At 56.7% G+C, this 18,914-nt stretch carries 19 protein-coding genes and 1 pseudogene; 12 read left to right on the forward strand and 8 right to left on the reverse strand.

Annotated elements, in window-relative coordinates; genetic code table 11:
- The first annotated feature begins 42 nt into the window (after nucleotides 1-42).
- Nucleotides 43-2,070, forward strand: a complete 2,028-nt coding sequence (locus D0851_RS03745; protein WP_117617423.1) for an ATP-binding protein — start codon at nucleotides 43-45, stop codon at nucleotides 2,068-2,070.
- Here D0851_RS03745 and D0851_RS03750 read toward each other — a convergent pair.
- Nucleotides 2,021-2,500 carry a MarR family winged helix-turn-helix transcriptional regulator gene (locus D0851_RS03750; RefSeq protein WP_205422262.1) on the reverse strand — a complete coding sequence of 160 codons (480 nt, stop codon included), beginning with the start codon at nucleotides 2,498-2,500 and terminating at the stop codon, nucleotides 2,021-2,023. The genes D0851_RS03745 and D0851_RS03750 overlap by 50 nt on opposite strands.
- Nucleotides 2,497-2,988: a glutathione peroxidase gene (locus D0851_RS03755; protein WP_117617424.1), complete on the reverse strand. Its 492-nt coding sequence runs from the start codon at nucleotides 2,986-2,988 to the stop codon at nucleotides 2,497-2,499. The genes D0851_RS03750 and D0851_RS03755 overlap by 4 nt, the downstream gene beginning before the upstream one ends.
- Before the next feature lie 253 nt (nucleotides 2,989-3,241).
- Here D0851_RS03755 and D0851_RS03760 point away from each other — a divergent pair, with 253 nt between their 5' ends.
- From D0851_RS03760 to htpX, 3 genes are all read left to right on the forward strand, one after another.
- On the forward strand, nucleotides 3,242-4,456 hold the full coding sequence (locus D0851_RS03760; protein WP_117617425.1) for a pyridoxal phosphate-dependent aminotransferase: 1,215 nt from the start codon (nucleotides 3,242-3,244) through the stop codon (nucleotides 4,454-4,456).
- Between the two features lie 11 nt (nucleotides 4,457-4,467).
- Nucleotides 4,468-4,938 (forward strand): hypothetical protein, encoded by a 471-nt coding sequence (locus D0851_RS03765; RefSeq protein WP_117617426.1) that lies wholly within the window; start codon nucleotides 4,468-4,470, stop codon nucleotides 4,936-4,938.
- Between the two features lie 93 nt (nucleotides 4,939-5,031).
- The gene (gene htpX / locus D0851_RS03770; RefSeq protein ID WP_117617427.1) at nucleotides 5,032-5,913 is read left to right on the forward strand and encodes a protease HtpX; all 882 of its coding nucleotides are present in this window, start codon (nucleotides 5,032-5,034) and stop codon (nucleotides 5,911-5,913) included.
- Between the two features lie 52 nt (nucleotides 5,914-5,965).
- Here htpX and pdxB read toward each other — a convergent pair whose 3' ends face one another.
- The 3 genes from pdxB to D0851_RS03785 are packed head-to-tail and all read right to left on the reverse strand — an operon-like array spanning nucleotide 5,966 to nucleotide 8,981.
- Complete coding sequence (pdxB, locus tag D0851_RS03775; RefSeq protein ID WP_117617428.1) at nucleotides 5,966-7,117, reverse strand: 4-phosphoerythronate dehydrogenase PdxB; 1,152 nt, start codon at nucleotides 7,115-7,117, stop codon at nucleotides 5,966-5,968.
- Between the two features lie 16 nt (nucleotides 7,118-7,133).
- A complete protein-coding gene (locus D0851_RS03780) occupies nucleotides 7,134-8,420 on the reverse strand; it encodes a DEAD/DEAH box helicase (protein ID WP_117617429.1) in 1,287 nt (428 codons plus the stop codon).
- A 6-nt stretch (nucleotides 8,421-8,426) separates the two neighbouring features.
- Entirely contained in the window at nucleotides 8,427-8,981 is a 555-nt protein-coding gene (locus D0851_RS03785; protein WP_227539435.1) for an elongation factor P hydroxylase, read from the reverse strand.
- Between the two features lie 210 nt (nucleotides 8,982-9,191).
- Here D0851_RS03785 and dsbD point away from each other — a divergent pair, with 210 nt between their 5' ends.
- Nucleotides 9,192-11,063, forward strand: a complete 1,872-nt coding sequence (gene dsbD / locus D0851_RS03790) for a protein-disulfide reductase DsbD (protein ID WP_227539436.1) — start codon at nucleotides 9,192-9,194, stop codon at nucleotides 11,061-11,063.
- Between the two features lie 21 nt (nucleotides 11,064-11,084).
- On the opposite strand, the gene tusA is transcribed toward dsbD, so the two are convergent.
- A complete protein-coding gene (gene tusA, locus D0851_RS03795; protein WP_117617431.1) occupies nucleotides 11,085-11,324 on the reverse strand; it encodes a sulfurtransferase TusA in 240 nt (79 codons plus the stop codon).
- A gap of 86 nt (nucleotides 11,325-11,410) precedes the next feature.
- On the opposite strand from tusA, the gene D0851_RS03800 reads away from it, so the two are divergent.
- Nucleotides 11,411-11,701, forward strand: a complete 291-nt coding sequence (locus tag D0851_RS03800; RefSeq protein WP_117617432.1) for an antibiotic biosynthesis monooxygenase family protein — start codon at nucleotides 11,411-11,413, stop codon at nucleotides 11,699-11,701.
- Here D0851_RS03800 and D0851_RS03805 read toward each other — a convergent pair.
- A pseudogene (locus tag D0851_RS03805) lies at nucleotides 11,698-11,853 on the reverse strand (23S rRNA (cytidine(2498)-2'-O)-methyltransferase RlmM); the annotation flags it as partial. The gene D0851_RS03800 and the pseudogene D0851_RS03805 sit on opposite strands and share 4 nt — an antisense overlap.
- A complete protein-coding gene (locus tag D0851_RS21005; RefSeq protein ID WP_162893686.1) occupies nucleotides 11,828-11,920 on the reverse strand; it encodes a hypothetical protein in 93 nt (30 codons plus the stop codon). The pseudogene D0851_RS03805 and the gene D0851_RS21005, both read right to left, overlap by 26 nt.
- 115 nt (nucleotides 11,921-12,035) lie before the next feature.
- On the opposite strand from D0851_RS21005, the gene D0851_RS03810 reads away from it, so the two are divergent.
- The 6 genes from D0851_RS03810 to ccoG all read left to right on the forward strand — a co-directional run bounded on the left by D0851_RS03810 (nucleotide 12,036) and on the right by ccoG (nucleotide 18,913).
- Nucleotides 12,036-13,877, forward strand: coding sequence for a diguanylate cyclase (locus tag D0851_RS03810; protein WP_117617433.1), 1,842 nt, complete (start codon nucleotides 12,036-12,038; stop codon nucleotides 13,875-13,877).
- Nucleotides 13,878-14,223: 346 nt separating this feature from the next.
- Entirely contained in the window at nucleotides 14,224-15,654 is a 1,431-nt protein-coding gene (gene ccoN / locus D0851_RS03815; protein ID WP_117617434.1) for a cytochrome-c oxidase, cbb3-type subunit I, read from the forward strand.
- A 15-nt stretch (nucleotides 15,655-15,669) separates the two neighbouring features.
- Nucleotides 15,670-16,278 (forward strand): cytochrome-c oxidase, cbb3-type subunit II, encoded by a 609-nt coding sequence (gene ccoO, locus D0851_RS03820; RefSeq protein WP_117617435.1) that lies wholly within the window; start codon nucleotides 15,670-15,672, stop codon nucleotides 16,276-16,278.
- A gap of 4 nt (nucleotides 16,279-16,282) precedes the next feature.
- The gene (locus D0851_RS03825) at nucleotides 16,283-16,468 is read left to right on the forward strand and encodes a cbb3-type cytochrome oxidase subunit 3 (RefSeq protein ID WP_117617436.1); all 186 of its coding nucleotides are present in this window, start codon (nucleotides 16,283-16,285) and stop codon (nucleotides 16,466-16,468) included.
- A complete protein-coding gene (ccoP, locus tag D0851_RS03830) occupies nucleotides 16,465-17,355 on the forward strand; it encodes a cytochrome-c oxidase, cbb3-type subunit III (protein ID WP_117617437.1) in 891 nt (296 codons plus the stop codon). The genes D0851_RS03825 and ccoP overlap by 4 nt, the downstream gene beginning before the upstream one ends.
- Before the next feature lie 127 nt (nucleotides 17,356-17,482).
- Nucleotides 17,483-18,913, forward strand: coding sequence for a cytochrome c oxidase accessory protein CcoG (ccoG, locus tag D0851_RS03835; RefSeq protein ID WP_117617438.1), 1,431 nt, complete (start codon nucleotides 17,483-17,485; stop codon nucleotides 18,911-18,913).
- The last annotated feature ends 1 nt before the right edge of the window (nucleotide 18,914 follow it).

Genomic DNA, 18,914 nt, shown 5'->3' on the forward strand with positions numbered 1-18,914 from the left:
TCGTTAATAGGTCCGGCCCGCCAACAGGGACAGTGCATACCCGTGAGCAAACGCTTCAAGCAGCGGCTTTCCTACCGACTCACCCGTGACACCGTACTGGTTGCCATGGCCTTGGGGCTGGTGCTCAATTTTATCCAGATCACCCTGGATTATTTTAGCGCCAGGGAATCCCTGGAAAGCGAAATCCACGCCCTGATGGACATCAGTACCAGCCCGGCGTCCCAGATTGCCTACAACATCGACATCCGGCTGGCGGAAGAATTGCTGGATGGCCTGCTCAGACACCCGGCGACAATCGACGCCCGAATTATCGACAGCGACAACGAGCCCATGGCGGCTTCCAGCAAAAGCAGCCCGACGTCGTCCTACCGCTGGGTCAGCGATCTTCTGTTCGGCTCAGACCGGGTTTTCAGGCATGAGCTGAGAGTGCCTCAGCTTGAGGATCTGCCCCTCGGAGAACTCGTTGTCACCATCGATACCTTCCACTATGGCGCTCAGTTTCTTGAGCGGGCCGGCTACACTCTCATGAGCGGGCTATTCAAAACCCTCATCCTGTCCGCCGCGCTGTTTCTGATTTTCTATTTCGTGCTCACCCGCCCCATGCTCAATGTCATCAGTGCCCTCAGCCAGGTGCGCGCAAATTCTCCGGAGAAAGTCAGGTTGCCAATACCGCACAACCATCGGGAAGACGAGATCGGAACCATGGTTGGCGTCATCAACCAGCACCTTGAAACCATGGATGCCAGTCTGGCGCAACTCCGGCATGCCGAGAGCGCCATGAAGAACTACTCCACTCAGCTTGAGCAGGAAGTTGAAGACCGCACCCGGGAAATCTCCGAGAAAAATCAGGCCCTGCAACGGGGTAACCGCGCCCTGGTGAAAGCGAAGGAAGACGCCGTACGCCGCGCCCGGGCGAGAGCCAGTTTCCTGGCCAGCATGAGCCACGAGATCCGTACTCCCCTGAATGGCGTTCTGGGGCTGCTTGGTCTGGCATTGGAGGGAGATCTTGATTCCGCTGAGCGCAACCGACTGGAGATCGCCCTGAATGCCGGAGAGAACCTGCTGGAGCTTCTGAACGATATACTGGACATTTCGAAGGTTGAAGCCGGCAAGCTTAGCCTCGAAAACATCCCGTTCAGCGTCCGGCAGCTGATCGAGGAATGCGCAACGCTCCATACCCAACAAGCCCGTCGCAAGAATATTTACCTGATTAACGAAATAGATCCGGATCTCCCGGAGAGTTTTCTGGGCGATCCGACCCGGGTCCGGCAGGTGCTCAATAACCTGTTGAGCAACGCCATCAAATTTACTGACGAGGGCGGCGTCCGAATCCGGGCGGGCTATTCTGGCGGCAGTCTCAGAATCGGCGTGGTAGATACCGGGATTGGCATGTCAAAAGAGGGTCTGGACAGGATATTCTCACCTTTCTCCCAGGCCGACGCGGACACCACCCGACTTTATGGCGGGACCGGTCTTGGGCTGACGCTCTGCCGCCAGTTGGTGGAACGAATGCATGGCCAGATCCTGGTGGACTCCCGGGAGGGCAGCGGCACCCACTTCACCGTTATCCTGCCGTTGGCGGTCCATGATGCCGGGCCAGCAGACGCTGAAAGCGTGGCTTCCCCGAAAAACCGTCTCGGCATCACTCCGGAGCCATCGCAAACCGACACCGATCAGCCGCTGTCGATTCTTCTTGTAGAAGACAATCAGGTCAATCAACTGGTGGCCACGAGCCTGCTCAAAAAGCTTGGTCACCGGACAGACCACGCAGAGAATGGCGAGGAAGCCATCCATGCGCTGGAGCGAAAGCATTATGACATGGTGCTGATGGACTGTCAGATGCCCGTGATGGACGGTTATGCGGCAACGCAACGGATACGCCAGAACCCGGACTGGAAGAACCTGCCCATCATTGCCGTTACTGCCAACGTGATGCAGGGAGACCGGGAGGACTGCCTGGCATCAGGAATGAATGATTACATCACCAAGCCCTATAAATGTGACGAGCTCAGGGCAGTGATCAATCGCTGGCGCCCACCTGGTGCTCCAGAACACTCAGGACCTGCCTGAGCTCATCCCGGAGCGCAACCAGCCGGCCCGGCTCGACATCAATACCGCACAAGAGGCGCCCGGGAATCTGCCCGGCTTGCTCTCGCAAGTCATGCCCAGCTTTGGTCAACGCTACCGTCACCACCCGCTCGTCATCCAGGTTCCGTTGTCGGATGACCAGCCCACGGTCCGCCAGGCGCTTCAGCAACGGTGTCAGGGTTCCCGAGTCCAGTCGAAGCCGCGCTCCCAGATCAGAAACCCTCGTTAGCCATCCGTTTCTTGCCTGCTCCCAAAGCACCAGCATCACCAGATACTGCGGATAAGTGAGGCCAAGGTCCACCAGCAGTGGACGATAACGAGCGGTTACCGCCCGGTTTGCAACGTATAATGCGAAGCAGATCTGGTTATCGACACTCAGCATGTCGCTCAACGGGTCACTCTGTGCTGTCATGCCGGCAGTAACTTCTCGATGTCAGCCCGAATATCCTCGGGTTTGGTTGTGGGCGGATAGCGGCGGACTACCTTTCCATCGGGGCCGACCAGGAACTTGGTGAAGTTCCATTTCACGTTTTCTGACCCCATCAGGCCTTTGGCCTCGCGCTTGAGAAACCGGAACAGCGGATGGGCGCCATCGCCATTGACTTCAATCTTGGAAAACATCGGGAAATCCACCCCATAATTCAGGCTACAGAACTGGCTGATCGCGTCGTCATCACCCGGATCCTGGTTAAGGAACTGGTTGCAGGGAAAGCCCAGCACTTCGAACCCCTTACCCCCCAGCTCAGTATGGAGCGATTGCAGACCCTCGAATTGCGGTGTGAATCCACATTTACTGGCGGTGTTAACAATCAGGAGCACCTTTCCCCGATAGTCTGCCATGCTTTTCTCATTGCCCTGGATATCCCGTACTTCGAAGTCGTATATCGTGTTGCCAGCCATCGGACTCTCCCATAATGAATTTATCTTTTCCACATTTATATTGTGCACAATTTAGTTAAAAAAACCATGTCCGTGCAGGCCTCCCGGGACGCACTTTTACAAACCGGTTCAGCTTTGCATTGTAAATCTGCCTGAACACGACACAATTCATCATAATTCCCCTGTTGCCGCCGACCGTCGCTCCGCTAGAATAAAGGCCTGTCGTTTTGGCAGGCGTCATTTTCCGATCTCACAAGAAGGAAGCCCGGGTCCTATGCAGAACTACTATAAATCCGCCAAACTGGATAACGTGTGTTATGAAATACGTGGCGTAGTTCTGCGGGAAGCACGTCGACTGGAAGAAGAAGGCCACCGCGTCCTCAAGTTGAACATTGGCAACCCGGCCACATTTGAGCTGGATGTGCCGGAAGAAATCCAGCAGGACGTTATCTACAACATGCACCTGGCCCAGGGCTACGTGGAATCAAAGGGCCTGTTCTCCGCCCGCAAGGCTGTGATGCACTATTGCCAGCAGCGAGGTATCGACAAGGTCGATATTGACGACATCTTTCTTGGCAACGGCGTCAGCGAACTGATTGTCATGACCATGCAGGCGATGCTCAATACTGGCGATGAAGTATTGATCCCGGCACCGGATTACCCGCTCTGGACAGCGGCTGTTACCCTGTCCAGCGGCAAACCGGTGCATTATCGCTGTGACGAACAGCAGGACTGGTTCCCGGATATTGACGATATTCGTAAAAAGATTACCCGTCGTACGCGGGCAATTGTGCTGATTAACCCGAACAACCCGACCGGTGCCGTCTACTCAAAAGAACTGCTTGAACAGGTGATCGAGCTTGCCCGCGAGCACAACCTGATCGTTCTGTCCGACGAGATCTACGACAAGATTCTCTACGACGGCACTCAGCACATTTCCACCGCTTCACTGGCCGACGATGTTCTGTTCTTCACCTATAACGGCCTTTCAAAGAACTACCGGGCGGCCGGTTACCGCTCAGGCTGGATGATTGTCAGCGGTGCCAAACACCGCGCCAAGGACCTGACCGAGGGCATTGAGATGCTCTCCAACATGCGCCTGTGTGCCAACGTGCCCGCCCAACTGGCCATCCAGACTGCACTGGGCGGGTATCAGTCCATCAACGACCTGGTAGCCCCGGGCGGACGGCTCTACGAGCAACGGGAGACGGCCTGGCGGATGCTCAACGATATTCCGGGCGTAAGCTGCGTCAAACCCCAGGGCGCGCTCTATCTGTTCCCGAAGCTGGATCCCAAGCGCTTCCCCATCGTTAATGATGAAAAGCTGGTATTGGATCTTCTGCTGCAGGAAAAAATCCTTCTGGTACAGGGCTCAGCGTTCAATATCGATGACAGGCAGCATCTCAGGGTGGTTTTCCTGCCCCGGGAGGACACCCTGGAAGACGCCATGGGCCGGCTCGGAAACTTCCTGGGCAAATACCAGCAGTAACGGGGCTCATCATGGCGGATCTTCACGTCGAGGAATTCTACAAGGATGCTGCAATTGCTCTTGTTCAACTTTATGGCGCCTTCCCGAGGCGAATAAACCTGTTTGTTGAAGATATTGCCGGGCCCGATGAACCCGACGAGTTCGGCCTGCACAGCAAGCGACATATGGCCTGCTTTGGCGCGCTGCTCTGGCTCGCCGAGGAAGGCCTGCTTCGGTATGTTGATACCATTCGTCAGGAAGCGCTGGACCAGGCGGTCCTGACACGGGGTGCGTTTATCCGCCTGAGCGCTCCGGCACCGGCGTCTCTGACCCGGGAACTGGGAATTGCGGATGGGGGATCCGTCAGCACCCTGCCCCCCTCGGTTCAGGACGATCTTTCCACCCATATCCACCTGGTGCGCACCGTACTCAGAAGCGGCAACTCCGGCCGCATCAGTCAGGCAATGCAGGCGGTCTTCTTTGCTGACAGTGGCAATTATTAAATCGACGTAAGAGCGTTGATTGATTGAACCCGAGCCATATATATCGGTCTGAACACCGGTTTTTTTTCGTGACGGACAGAACAGGGACCTAACATGCGTATTCTGCTGTTTCTGGCAACCAACCTTGCCGTGATCCTTGTCGCCAGCTTCACGCTGCGACTGTTGGGGGTGGACAGCTACCTGGCCCAGAACGGCATTCAGTATGGCTCGCTACTGGCTTTCGCCACTATCTTCGGGTTTGCCGGCGCCATCGTCTCCTTGCTCCTATCGAAGCCCATGGCCAAGTGGAGCACCAAGGCGAAGGTCATTGAATCTCCGAGAACACCCGCCGAGCGTTGGCTGGTCGGGACGGTCGCTGAAATGGCCAAAAACGCCGGTATTGGCATGCCTGAAGTGGCCATCTTTCCGGCGTCACAGTCGAATGCTTTTGCCACGGGATGGAACAGGAATGACGCGTTAGTGGCAGTGAGCGAAGGCCTGCTGCAACGCTTCAACAAAGATGAGATCCGGGCAGTGCTTGGCCACGAAATCGGCCATGTAGCCAACGGTGATATGGTGACCCTGGCGCTGATTCAGGGGGTGGTGAACACCTTCGTAATATTCGCGGCACGAGTGATAGGTTCTTTCGTTGACCGTGTGGTGTTCAAGAATGAGAGCGGCTATGGTCTCGGTTTTTTTGCAGTCAGTATCGTGGCCGAAATCGTACTGGGGATCCTCGCCAGCACCATTGTGTTCTGGTTCTCGCGCCGCCGGGAGTTCCGGGCCGACATCGCTGGAGCACAACTGGCCGGGCGCTCGGCGATGATCAGCGCACTGGCGCGGCTCAGGCAGGAGAGTGAGGTCCCGGACCAGATGCCCGACACCCTGCAGGCGTTCGGCATCAACCGCGGCGCCCGGGGCGGATTGAGCGCACTCTTTATGACGCACCCTCCGCTGGAAGACCGCATCCAGGCCTTGCAGAGCGCAAAGCTGTAAACAGAAAACCGGGGCACTGCCCCGGTTTTTTCTTTCCTGCCAACACTACTGATCAGATCTTCAGCTTGAACCCTATGGCCCGGAAACTGTCCTGCAGGGATTTACTCGTTCCCTTCAGCTGGATCTTGAGGCTGGAGCACTCCCGACGCACCGGGTAGTCACGACGAAGTCGGTCAAATGCCGCCCCTCGCTCCTCAACCGAACCGCTCATGGCGTTCCGAAGCCGGATATCGTCCCGGCGGGGATCATAGCATGCCCTCAATGCAATGCGGATTGCATCTTCCTCCTCCGCGGAGCTGGTAAAAGAAATTTTGCTAAGTGCCGGCTCCGGCAGAAACTGGCCCGCCTTTTTGCGAACCGGCAACCCAAGGAACTGGCTCAGCGCCTGATAAATCATTTCCGTGCCCTGAACCTTCCCCTCCAGGCTGTGCCCGGCGATATGCGGTGTTGCCAGCCATACCTGATCAACGAGTTCAGGGTGGATTCTTGGCTCCTGCTCCCAGACATCCAGTACCACGGTGGGCACATTGCTCTTACCGAGACGCGCCAGCAGGGCTGATGAGTCGATAACCCCGCCTCTGCCGGCGTTGATAAGCAACTGACCTGCACCCAGACTATCCAGCTCCTGTTCGCCAACCATGTGGAACGTCGGATGGTTACTCTCACGGGTTAACGGTGTGTGCAAGGTAACTACATCGCACTTCATGGCCTCTTCGAGGGACACAAACTCCTGGCCTTCTTCGCCCAGGTCTGCTCTTGGCGGATCGCAAAGCCGCACGTCAAAGCCAAGGCGTTCCAGTTTACGCGCCAACTCGCCACCAACGTTACCCACACCGACAATACCGACACTGAGCCGCGACCAGTCGATCAGCCCCCGCTTCTCGGCATAAAGAGACAGAACAGACAGCACGTACTCGGCAACACTGTTGGCATTGCAGCCGGGCGCTGCGGAAAACCGGATACCTTGCTGTTCGAGCCAGTCCCGATCCACGTGGTCGGTGCCAATCGTGGTCGTACCCACGAAACGCACGCGGCTGCCTTCAAGCAGCTCACGGTTTACCCGGGTAACGGAACGGACCAGCAGGATATCGGCAGCGCGGACCTCGCCGGCAGTCATGGAGCGGCCGGAAACACGTCTGATCTCACCGATATCGCCAAAAAAGGAGTCCAGTAACGGAATGTTTTCGTCTGCTACGATCAACATAATGATGTCCGGCCTGTCAGTTCCTGCGCTGACGCTGATTGCGACCGCCCTGACCACCGCGGCCACCCTGCCCCTGAGGGCGGCGACCACGCTTGCGGGTAATCGGCGGATTGTCCATGGCCGCCATGAGCGCTTCATCAGGCACAGCGGTTTTCAGCTTCTGGCTGATGTAAGTCTCGATGGCCGGCAGTGAGAAAGAGTCATCCTCACCGGCAAAACTGATTGAAACCCCATGCTTGCCAGCCCTGCCGGTGCGGCCAATGCGATGGACATAGTCCTCGGCATTGTCCGGAAGATTGTAGTTGAAAACGTGGGTGACACCGTTCACATGAATACCACGGCCAGCAACGTCGGTGGCAACCAGCACCTGAATACTGCCCTTCTTGAACTGATCGAGGGTTTTGAGGCGCTTGTTCTGAGCAATTTCACCGGACATCAGGGCCACTTTCACGCCCTGATTCCTGAGATCTTCTTCCAGGTCGCGGCACTGATCACGCCGGTTGGCAAATACCAGGGCTTTTTCCACTTCCGGGCGTTTGAGGAAATTCACCAACACCGGCAGCTTTTCGTCATCGCCCACCAGGTAAACCGTCTGCTCTACCCGCTCGGCCGTTTTCTGTTCGGGCTCGATTTCCACGAACTCGGCATTGCTGGTCCACATTGATGCAAGGTTCAGCACATCCTGGTTAAAGGTGGCACTGAACAACAGTGTCTGGCGCTCGTCCTTGGGCGTGCACTTGCGGATAATCCGCTTCACATCCGGAATAAACCCCATATCGAGCATACGGTCGGCTTCATCCAGGATCAGGATATCGATCTGATCGAGGAACACGTCCTGGGAGCCCAGGAAATCAATGAGGCGGCCGGGGGTGGCAACGAGAATATCGACAATCTCATTCTGCAACTGATCGCGCTGTTTGTCATAGTGCATGCCGCCCACCACCGTGACTACGTTGTGGCCGGTGTGCTGGCACAGCTGCTCAGCGTCCTTGGCAATCTGCATGGCCAGCTCGCGAGTTGGCGCCAGGGCAAGAACCCGGGGCTCTGAGGCGCACCGGTCCGTTTCCGGAATCGGCGTTTCCAGAAGACTCTGGATAGCCGTGATCAGGAAGGCTGCTGTCTTACCGGTACCCGTCTGAGCCTGGCCGATCAGATCTTCACAGGCTAGTGTCCAGGGCAGTGTTTCTGCCTGAATCGGGGTGCAAAATTCAAAACCAATGGCCGTAATCGCATCCAGCAAACGCTTGTCGAGGTTCAGATCACTGAATCTCAGATCGCCGGTGTGTTTTGGGTCAGATGTCATAGAGTCTCAGTTTTCCTGCAAATGTCCTGATTCAGAGTATAACGGAGCGATGCGCCGGGCATCTTCACGCCAGCGCTCCCCGAGGATTTCTCCGGTTCCATAAAATGTTGCCAGCGCGCAAAAAAAAGCCTGTGCACGGGTCGGCAGCCCGCGTTCCAGGAACTCGCTCGCCTGCGTCCGCACATTCCGGCGGAAGCGCTCTTCATTTGAGGCGCCACCTCCGGAAAGGTTGTCCACACTGATGTGGAAGCGGGACCCCGAGGCCAGGGAAAACAACCATTCGATGGCCTGGGGTTTCACTTCCACCTGCTCGAATGCCTGTTGCTGTTGCGGTGTACGGCCATCCGGACAGTACCAGTAACCATAGTCATGAAGTGTGCGCCGGTACTCACCAGCAATACACCAGTGGCTTATTTCATGTAAAGCACTGGCATAATAGCCGTGAGCAAAAACGACCCGTGCCGGCCGATTCGGCCCGCTCTCCGGTATGTATTCAGGTTCATCGCTGCCTTTAACCAACTCGGTCCGGTATGCTTCCCGGAACAGGTCATTAAACAGCATGATAAGATCATCTGGACTGTGGTTCATTGGCTGGCTATTGTGCGGCTTTACTGCCGCCAATACCAGAGGGAACTTTGACAGGTGCCCCGTGTCCACAGCAGGCGTGGCAAACCGGCCTGCCAGTGGCAATCGCACCGCGACAGTCCGGCCGAATCAGACACTAACCTGGAATCTCTACGATCAATGACGGCTTTCTCTGCAGTAACGAAGATGAAACGCCAATGGGCGAACCCACTAACTCTGATCCTGGCATTCGCCCTGTTCCTGTCAACAGCCAACCCGGCCTGGGCACTGGGCACCGGCGGGAGTTCCCTGTTCGGCGGTCAGGGCAACGAATTTCTCCCGGTAGACGAAGCTCTGCCATTCAGCTTCGCAACCGACAATGGCAGCGTGGTGCTGACCTGGGAAATCACCCCTGGCCACTATCTATACCGTGACAGGATCAGCGTTGAGGCCACGGACCCGGGCGTCCGCATTGGCGACCCGGTATACTCCAGGCCCGGCACGGACATTGAAGACGATTTTTTTGGAAAATCCACCGTATTCTTTGACCCGGTGGAAGCCCGGGTTCCGGTCACGCTGCCCGAAGGCGTTCGGGAAGCCCAACTGCAGGTGACTTATCAGGGTTGCGCAAAGGCCGGCTTGTGTTACCCGCCCCAGACCCGGGACGTCCTGTTCTACCGGGGTAGCCCCAGTGCCGGATCCCAGACTGTTTCCACCGGAGGTGTCGACGGCACCGCAAACCAGGGACCGGTGAACACCGAGACCGCGACGGGCCTTGCGGGCTTCCTCGCTGGGCAGTCCACCCTAGTGATTGCCGGCGTCTTTCTGCTCCTTGGCCTGGGGCTGACTTTTACGCCCTGTGTTCTGCCCATGGTGCCGATCATTTCAACGCTGGTTTCCGGCAGAAATACCTCTACCACCGGCCATGCCCTGCTCCTTTCATGCAGCTATGTTCTGGGTATGGCGTTGACCTATGCCGCAGCCGGGGTTCTGACCGGCTTGCTCGGTGCCAGCTTTAACCTGCAGTCGCAACTGCAATCGCCCTGGGTGTTGAGCATATTCGCCCTGATGTTCGTGATATTTGCGCTCTCCATGTTCGATCTGTTCGAGATTCAGCTGCCCCGGTTTATCCGCGAACCTCTCAACGATGCCAGCCATCGTCTCACGGGCAGCCGGGTTGTCAGCATATTCGGCATCGGCGCACTGTCGGCATTGGTCGTTTCTCCGTGCGTGTCGGCCCCGCTGGCCGGCAGCCTCCTTTATATCTCTACAACCCAGGATGCCGTCATCGGAGGTATCGCCCTCTTCGCGCTTGGCCTCGGGATGGGAATTCCACTGATTCTGGTTGCCGTTGGCGGCCGAAAAGTGCTGCCAACCACCGGGCACTGGATGACGGCGGTAAAACACTTCTATGGCGTTATGTTGCTGGCGGTGGCGATCTGGCTGGTTGAACGCCTGGTGCCGGGCTGGCTGGCGCTGACGCTGTGGGGGCTGCTGATTGCCATCACCGGTGTTCAGATCGGGGCGTTTGATGCGGCAAAGGCAGGCTGGGAACGCACGCGCAAAGGCCTTGGCCTGGTTCTGTTTGCCTACGGCCTGGCCCTGCTTGCCGGTGCGGTCAGCGGCGCCAACGACCCGTTCAAACCACTGGCACCCTTTACCACGGCAAGCGCATCCGCCGGATACGGTGGCACGGCCAGTGCGCAGCACGCGGATTTTCAGCGGGTGGAACAGCCTGCTGAAATAAGGGCCATGCTCAGACAAGCCCGGGAGCAGGAACGTCCGGTGGTACTGGACTTCTACGCCGACTGGTGCATTTCCTGCAAGGTCATGGAGCGCAACGTCTTCAGCCAGCCGGATGTCATTCAGGCTCTCGCCCCCTTCACGCTGCTGCAGATCGACATAACGGACAACACGCCCGAGCAGCAGGCCATGCTTGATGAACTGGGCCTGTTCGGGCCGCCGGCTATTCTGTTCTACCGCAGCGACGGCGAGGAGTTGCCCCAACGGAGGGTGCTGGGTGAGATGAACCGCGACGAGTTCCTGAGCCACCTCCGGAAGCTGCGCCCGGAAGTCTAAAGGCGCGCTTTATTGGCCTCTCTATGTGCCTCTGCGTATCAGGTAGATGAACAGATCGCCGGACTCCGCCCGACCGACCAATTCATGCCCCAGGAACTGGCAGAATCTTGGAATATCCCGTGTGGTGGAGGGATCCGTGGCAACGACCCGCAAGACGCCACCAGGCTCCACATCGTTTATGCGATTGTGTAACATCATCACCGGTTCCGGGCAGAAAAGACCACGGGCGTCCAGTTCAGCGTCGTACTCAGATGCTCTCAAGCCCTATCTCCTGTCGTTTGAGCTGATTTTTTGGAAATACCTGCTAAATTATTGTTTATAACAGTTAAAGTACGTGGAGGTTTGCCATGATCCGGGTTCTGATTGAACGTCACATTGCTGAATCACTGGAATCAGCCTACGAAGAGCGCTCTCGCATGGTTTTGCAGCAGGCGGTCAGCGCCCCCGGCTTCATTTCGGGAGAAACACTGATCGACAGTCACGACCCCAATCACCGTATTACCCTGGCAAACTGGCGGTCCGAGGCAGACTGGGACCGCTGGTTTCACTCCGAGGAACGCCGTGACCTCATGCTTGAATTAGTTCCCATGATGGACCACGAGGAGCACATCACTGTTCTGGAGCAGAGCGCCTTTTAACCTGTCCGCTCAATGAAACAGGTGGTTTCCTCACGATCATGGTAGGGATGGCGGGCTTTCAAACGAAAACCGATGCCCGCCTCCCTGAGCCCGTTTACCAGAATATCACGGCAGATCACCCACTCGTCATAGCGTTTCTTCATCGGCAGCTGAGTCTGCCATTTCACGGCCGGCTTCGGTTTCGAACCCGGGCCGGCAAAATACGAGAATCTGTTCCATGCAATACCTGAAAGATGCGAACTGAAAGCCAACCCGCAAAAGTTGAATCTGTTTAACAGCGCTGATTGTCTTCTCAGGCTACACTTCCTGCTCTGATATCCGCAGGAAGTACCAAATGTCGCTGATTATGCGCCTGTTTGCCATCCTGAGTCTTTCGCTGTTCCCTGCCCTGGCAACGGCAAATTCCGGCTCACTCAGGACCGGGTGTCCGACGCTTGAGGCAACGGACAGCGGAGCGCGCAATTCGCTGATGCAGTACATCTGCTTCTACAGTGCGCCGCCCGGCGAACCTGCCCACAATGCATCCAGGCCCGAGCAACTTCCGGAGAATCTTGCATGGACACCGGCACATGGCCGGGACCTGGTCTTCAGCGCCACGAAATCGGTGTACTGGATTCATCTGCATATCCGGAACTCCGGGGCGGAGCGTAGCCTGTGGTACCTGAAACTCAACTACCCCCTGCTCGATGAAATCACCTTCTGGCAAACGGGGGATGATACTACAGAGTCCATCGTAACCGGGGATCAGCACCCGTTTTCTTCTCGTGGGATAGACTACCGGTATTTTCTGCTGCCCGTCACACTGGATGCCGGCGAAACCCGCTCGATTACCCTCAGGGTTCACAGCAGCGGAGCACTGAATGTTCCGCTGAGCCTGGAAACCCCGGCGGAAGTGATTGCCGGCAGCAATCACCTGACCCTGACCCACGGACTGTTCTACGGGGCGTTACTGGTGTTTGCCGTGTTCAATCTGCTGCTTTTCTTCAGCTCCGGAACGGCTTACTACTTTTACAACGCCTTTTATATGGCCGCCCTCGGGCTGTTTCTGTTTGCCATGGGCGGGTTTGCCAACCAGTATTTCTGGCCCAATAGTACTGGCTTTGCCAACATGTCCATTCCCCTGTCCCTGACCCTTTCCGCGCTGGCCATGACACTTTTTGGCCGTTCATTCCTGGAAGTCTCCAGGGGAACCACCTCGGAAACCGCGCTGAAAACCCTGGCCTGGTCCTGCGTCGGATTTCTTGCGCTGACGCTGGTTCTGCCGTATAGCAAAACCATTGTGCTGAACACCGTGCTGGCACTGACCGTCATTTCAAGCCTCTTTGTCATCGCTGCTGTTCGCTGGAAACAGGGCTATCAGCCGGCCCTGTGGTACCTTCTGGCCTGGCTGGTGATGCTGATTGGCGGGCTGATCTATGCACTGGCGGCGTTCGGCTATCTGACCGACTTCCTGGCCCGGGAAGCGCTGATGCAGTTTGCGGTCGGTGGACAGGTCATTCTTCTGAACTATGCCATGGTGCAACGGTGGCGGCTGCTCAATCAGAAGTTGCTGGAAGTGGAGCATAACGCACGCACCGAGCTTGAGTTCAAAGTGCATGAGCGTACCGCACAACTGAGGAGCATCATGCGGGAGCTTGAAAAGGCCAACCGCCAGCTGTCGGCGCTGAGCACGAACGATGCCCTGACCGGCCTGCACAACCGAAGGCACCTGGATAACATTTTCCCTGAATTATGTGCCGAGGCGCGCCGCACGGGCCATACACTGACCCTGGCATTGGTAGATGCCGATCATTTCAAAACAATCAACGACACCTGGGGCCACAGCTTTGGAGACGCCTGCCTTCAGTTTATTGCCGAAATGCTGACCCGGCATGTGAAACGCCCGCGGGATATTGCTATCCGGTTTGGCGGCGAGGAGTTCGCGCTCCTGCTGCCGGAAACAGACGCGGCCGGAGCACGAAAAGTCTGCGAGACATTGCTCGCAGACATCGCCAATACACCACTGACATCACCCGATGGAACCGAGATCAGGATCACCCTAAGTGCGGGCATTGCCTCCCTGAGTGCCGGCGAAAGCCAGAATCAGCTTTTCGAGCGGGCAGATGAAGCCCTCTATGCCGCGAAAAGTGAGGGCCGCAACCGCGCGCTGTTTTCTGAAGCAACCGAATTGGCGTAGCCCTCAGGCATTCAGACACTCATCAACAAATAGCCGCGTTTCCCGGGCCGGTGCACCGGCACGTGCGCCAAAACAAGCACGACTTCCGGACGATTTCCACAACCTTTGATCTTAATCAATCTCACAGAATTCACCTCTGCTGTTTGAGGGTCTATCATTGCAAACTAGGCAACACACATTCCGAGCGCTGAACAACTCCAATAACGGCATAAAAAAAGGAAGCCATGTTGCTGATTCCGGCGCATTTGACGGATGTCATGAGTTGACCTGAGTCATTGCAAACAGGTAATGGTTTCTCCATACTTGCGCCCGCATATTTCCCCACTTTAAACCCATTGGTAAGGCTATGAGCACAGTAAATGCAAACCTGACATACAACTACAAGGTGGTGAGACAATTCGCCATCATGACAGTGGTATGGGGTATTGTAGGTATGGCGCTGGGTGTGCTGATTGCAGCACAGCTGGTCTGGCCGTCCCTCAACCTCGACCTGCCCTTTACCCACTTCGGCCGTCTCCGGCCGCTGCATACCAACGCCGTCATCTTCGGCTTTGGTGGAAGTGCCTTGTTCGCCACCGCCTATTATGTGGTGCAGCGTACGTGTCAGGCCCGCCTGATTTCAGATGGACTGGCAGCGTTCACCTTCTGGGGCTGGCAGGCGATCATCGTTTCGGCAGCCATCACTCTGCCGCTTGGCCTTACCACTTCCAAGGAATACGCCGAACTGGAATGGCCGATCGATATTGCCATCGCAGTTGTCTGGGTCAGTTACGCCCTGGTGTTCTTCGGAACCATCATGAAGCGCAGCACCCCGCACATCTACGTGGCCAACTGGTTCTACGGCGCGTTTATCATCACTGTGGCCTTCCTGCATATTGGCAACAACATGGCGTTGCCCGCCAGTGCTTTCAAGTCCTACTCTGCCTATGCCGGTGTCACCGACGCCATGATGCAGTGGTGGTATGGTCACAACGCCGTGGGCTTCTTCCTGACTGCCGGCTTCCTGGGCATGATGTACTACTTCGTCCCCAAGCAGGCCAACCGTCCGGTTTACTCCTACCGTCTGTCCATCGTTCACTTCTGGGCACTGATCGCGACCTATGTCTGGGCCGGTGGTCACCACCTGCACTACTCTGCTCTGCCGGATTGGGCCCAAACTGCGGGCATGGTTATGTCCCTGATCCTGCTTGCGCCTTCGTGGGGCGGCATGATCAACGGCATGATGACCCTATCAGGTGCCTGGCACAAACTGCGCACCGACCCGATCCTGCGTTTCCTGGTGGTTTCCCTGTCCTTCTACGGTATGTCTACGTTTGAAGGCCCGATGATGTCCATCAAGACGGTGAACGCGCTTTCTCACAACACTGACTGGACCATCGGCCATGTTCACTCCGGTGCCCTGGGCTGGGTTGCCATGATCAGTATCGGTGCGGTTTACCACCTGATTCCCAAGCTCTGGGGAGTCCGGGCCATGTACAGCACCAGCCTGATCAACGCTCATTTCTGGCTTGCGACAGTAGGCACCGTGCTTTACATCGTCGCCATGTGGGTTAATGGCATCATGCAGGGCCTGATGTGGCGCGCAGTTAACCAGGACGGCACGCTGACCTACAGTTTCGTTGAAGCACTGGAAGCCTCGTACCCGGGCTATTTCGTCCGCTTCCTCGGTGGCGTTATCTTCCTGGCCGGCATGCTCGTCATGGCCTACAACGTCTACATGACCGTGCGCCAGAAAGACGCGGTTGCGCAAGACAATGCGGCAACACAGCTTGCGTAACGGGAGAGAGATCAGATGAAACACGAAATTGTTGAAAAAAATATTGGTCTGATGATCGTACTGATCGTCCTGACCATCAGCGGTGGCTTTCTTGCCGAAGTAGTCCCCCTGTTCTTCCAGAAGAGCGTAAATGAGCCAGTGGAGGGCCTTGAGCCCCTGTCCGCGCTAGAGCTGGAAGGCCGGGATATCTATATCCGTGAAGGCTGCCACGTGTGCCATACCCAGCAGATCCGCCCGTTCCGTGCGGAAACCGAACGGTATGGCCATTACTCTGTCGCGGGCGAGTTCGTATACGACCGCCCGTTCCTGTGGGGTTCCAAGCGTACCGGCCCGGATCTCGCCCGCGTAGGTGGTCGTTATTCCGACGCCTGGCAACGCCAGCACCTTTACAATCCGCGCAGCGTGGTACCCGAATCGAATATGCCAGCGTTCCCGTGGCTGTTTGAGGACCAGGTAGACCATACCAAGACCGCCGCGAAGCTGGAGACTCTCCAGACTCTGGGCGTGCCCTACACCGACGAGCAGATTACCAACGCATCCGCTCAGGTTGAAGGCAAATTTGAAATTGAGGCTCTGGTCGCATACCTGCAACAGCTGGGTACAGTGATTTCAGAAAAACGGTGAACCCATGGATATTAATGAGTTACGCGGCATTCACACTCTTCTGGTAATGGCGGTTTTTTTTGGAATCGTCTGGTGGGCCTACAGCGCCCACCGCAAGAAGGCCAACGAGGAGGCAGCCCATCTGCCCTTCGACGATGACGACGTGGAAAAGCGTACGCTCGAACAGGAAAAAACGGAGAAGAAACAATGAGTACCTTCTGGAGCATCTGGATCAGTGTGATCGTGCTCGGTACCGTTTTTGGCTGCTGGTGGCTGCTTTGGGCAACCCGTAAAAGCCAGACGACCGATAGCGAAACCGACCGTACTATGGGCCATTCCTTCGATGGCATTGAGGAATACGATAATCCCCTGCCCAAGTGGTGGTTCTATCTGTTCCTCGCTACCTGTATTTTCGCGCTCGGCTACCTTGCCCTGTACCCTGGTCTTGGCAACTGGAAAGGCCTTCTGGGCTGGACTTCCACGAATCAGTGGGAAGCCGAAGTTGCCGCAGCTGAAGACAAGTACGGCGAGATTTATGCCCAGTTCGGCCAGACGCCGGTTCCGCAGCTGGCGGAAAACAGCGATGCCATGAAAATCGGCCAGCGCCTGTTTGCCAACAACTGTTCGGTCTGCCACGGCTCTGCAGCCCGCGGCCAGGTTGGCTTCCCGAACCTGACGGATGACAACTGGCTCTGGGGTGGCACGCCTGACGCTATCCTGACAACCCTGCACAAGGGCCGCATGGGTAACATGCCCGCCAAAGGCACCATGCCCAGCATGACCAACGAGCAGGTTGATCAGGTTGTTAACTACGTCCTGAGCTTCAGCGGGCGGGAACAGGATGCCGAGGCTGCGAAAGCGGGCGAACAGGTCTTCGCTCAGGCCTGTGTGGCCTGTCACGGTCAGGACGGCAAGGGCAATCAGGCCATGGGCGCCCCCAACCTGACAGACAACACCTGGCTGTACGGATCCAACTACGAGTGGATCAAGGAAACCGTGATGAATGGCCGTCAGAATCAGATGCCCGCTCAGCAGGGTCGCCTCTCAGAGGATCAGATTCAGATTCTGGCAGCTTACGTATACAGCCTGTCTAACTGAGTCACCCGGCCGGGGGTTGCCCCGGACCGGTCTTTTCAACCCTGTGTCTGCCCTGCGGGCACAGGCTTGAAAAGATCAGCAGTCCCAGGGCCTGTTGTCCCGCATTACAGTTTTTCTGGAGGTAACGATGAGCAGTGAGATCCCGGTCAAACAGGTTGACCCATCCTCTGATCCCTCCGGCGACAACAATAAATCCGGAACCGTCGAACTCTACGCCAGCCGCAAGAAAATTTACGTAAAGGAAGTTAAAGGCTCCTTTCAGCGAATCCGGAATGTCAGCCTGACCATGTTGATGGGCATGTATTTCCTGTTTGTCTGGATTACGCTTGACGGGCAACCACTGATTTATTTCAATCTGCCAGCCCGCGAATTTCACCTCTTCGGCGTTACCTTCTTTCCCAAGGACTTTATTCTGCTTTCGGGCACGCTGATTATCGCCGCCTTCGGTCTGTTCTTCGTCACAACTCTGTTCGGCCGGGTCTGGTGCGGCTATACCTGCCCGCAAACCGTCTGGACCTTTATCTTCATGTGGGTCGAGGAACGGATCGAGGGCAGCCGTAACAAGCGCATGAAGCTGGACAAATCTCCCCGATCAGCCGGGAAACTGGTCAAAAAGTCCGCCAAACACGCCGTCTGGCTGTTGATTGCCCTTGCCACCGGCCTGACCTTTGTTGGCTACTTCTACCCTATTCGCGAGCTGCTGGGCGACCTTTTCACATTACAGGCAAATGGCTGGGCCTACTTCTGGGTTGGTTTTTTCACCGTTGCCACTTACCTGAATGCGGGCTGGATGCGGGAGCAGGTCTGCCTCTACATGTGCCCATATGCCCGCTTCCAGTCGGTGATGTTTGACCCCGACACCCGTGTCGTTTCATATGATCCGAACCGGGGCGAGCCAAGGGGTGGCCGCAAGAAGGGCGTTGATCCTGCAGAAGTCGGCCTGGGTGATTGCATTGACTGCGGTCAGTGCGTGCAGGTCTGCCCCACAGGTATTGATATCAGGGACGGGCTGCAATACGAATGCATCGGCTGCGCATTGTGTATTGATGCCTGCGACGAAATCATGGACAAGATGAATTACCCGAGGGGACTGATTCGCTATACCACAGAGAACCAACTGGAAGGCAAGGCGTCAAAGCTCATGAGGCCTCGTACCTTTGGTTATGGCGCGGTGCTGTCATTGATGATCGCGGCGATTATGTTCACCATTGCAACCCGGGTTCCGGCCCAACTGGATGTACTGCGTGACCGCGGCGCCCTCTACAGCTTTAACGGCGAAGGCCGGATTGAAAACTCCTACACGCTGAAAATTGCGAACATGTCCGAGGTGCCCCAGACCTTCTCCCTGTCCGTGACCGGCATGGAAGACATCCGGATTCTTACCGAAACCAAAGTCACGGTGGAAAGCGGGGAAAACCGGTCAATGCCTACGGTTGTTGACGTGCCGCCGGAATCCATCGTGGAATCGAATAGCGAAATCCTGTTCAGGGCCCAATCGGAAACAGATACTTCTCTGAACCTTGAAACTGAAAGCCGGTTTGTTGGTCCAACGCGCTGAC

Origin of the sequence: Marinobacter sp. Arc7-DN-1, from assembly GCF_003441595.1 — a bacterium.
GTDB classification, from domain to species: Bacteria; Pseudomonadota; Gammaproteobacteria; order Pseudomonadales; family Oleiphilaceae; genus Marinobacter; species Marinobacter metalliresistant.

Excerpts from the sequence above, each read along its gene's own strand:
- ccoO (WP_117617435.1), top strand. The coding sequence starts at position 15,670 with ATGAAACACGAAATTGTTGAAAAAAATATTGGTCTGATGATCGTACTG.
- D0851_RS03760 (WP_117617425.1), top strand. The coding sequence starts at position 3,242 with ATGCAGAACTACTATAAATCCGCCAAACTGGATAACGTGTGTTATGAA.
- D0851_RS03780 (WP_117617429.1), bottom strand. The coding sequence starts at position 8,420 with ATGACATCTGACCCAAAACACACCGGCGATCTGAGATTCAGTGATCTG.
- D0851_RS03785 (WP_227539435.1), bottom strand. The coding sequence starts at position 8,981 with ATGCTGTTTAATGACCTGTTCCGGGAAGCATACCGGACCGAGTTGGTT.
- pdxB (WP_117617428.1), bottom strand. The coding sequence starts at position 7,117 with ATGTTGATCGTAGCAGACGAAAACATTCCGTTACTGGACTCCTTTTTT.
- dsbD (WP_227539436.1), top strand. The coding sequence starts at position 9,192 with ATGAAACGCCAATGGGCGAACCCACTAACTCTGATCCTGGCATTCGCC.
- htpX (WP_117617427.1), top strand. The coding sequence starts at position 5,032 with ATGCGTATTCTGCTGTTTCTGGCAACCAACCTTGCCGTGATCCTTGTC.
- ccoN (WP_117617434.1), top strand. The coding sequence starts at position 14,224 with ATGAGCACAGTAAATGCAAACCTGACATACAACTACAAGGTGGTGAGA.
- ccoG (WP_117617438.1), top strand. The coding sequence starts at position 17,483 with ATGAGCAGTGAGATCCCGGTCAAACAGGTTGACCCATCCTCTGATCCC.
- D0851_RS03765 (WP_117617426.1), top strand. The coding sequence starts at position 4,468 with ATGGCGGATCTTCACGTCGAGGAATTCTACAAGGATGCTGCAATTGCT.
- D0851_RS03810 (WP_117617433.1), top strand. The coding sequence starts at position 12,036 with ATGTCGCTGATTATGCGCCTGTTTGCCATCCTGAGTCTTTCGCTGTTC.
- ccoP (WP_117617437.1), top strand. The coding sequence starts at position 16,465 with ATGAGTACCTTCTGGAGCATCTGGATCAGTGTGATCGTGCTCGGTACC.
- D0851_RS03755 (WP_117617424.1), bottom strand. The coding sequence starts at position 2,988 with ATGGCTGGCAACACGATATACGACTTCGAAGTACGGGATATCCAGGGC.
- D0851_RS03825 (WP_117617436.1), top strand. The coding sequence starts at position 16,283 with ATGGATATTAATGAGTTACGCGGCATTCACACTCTTCTGGTAATGGCG.
- D0851_RS03750 (WP_205422262.1), bottom strand. The coding sequence starts at position 2,500 with ATGACAGCACAGAGTGACCCGTTGAGCGACATGCTGAGTGTCGATAAC.
- D0851_RS21005 (WP_162893686.1), bottom strand. The coding sequence starts at position 11,920 with ATGGAACAGATTCTCGTATTTTGCCGGCCCGGGTTCGAAACCGAAGCC.
- D0851_RS03800 (WP_117617432.1), top strand. The coding sequence starts at position 11,411 with ATGATCCGGGTTCTGATTGAACGTCACATTGCTGAATCACTGGAATCA.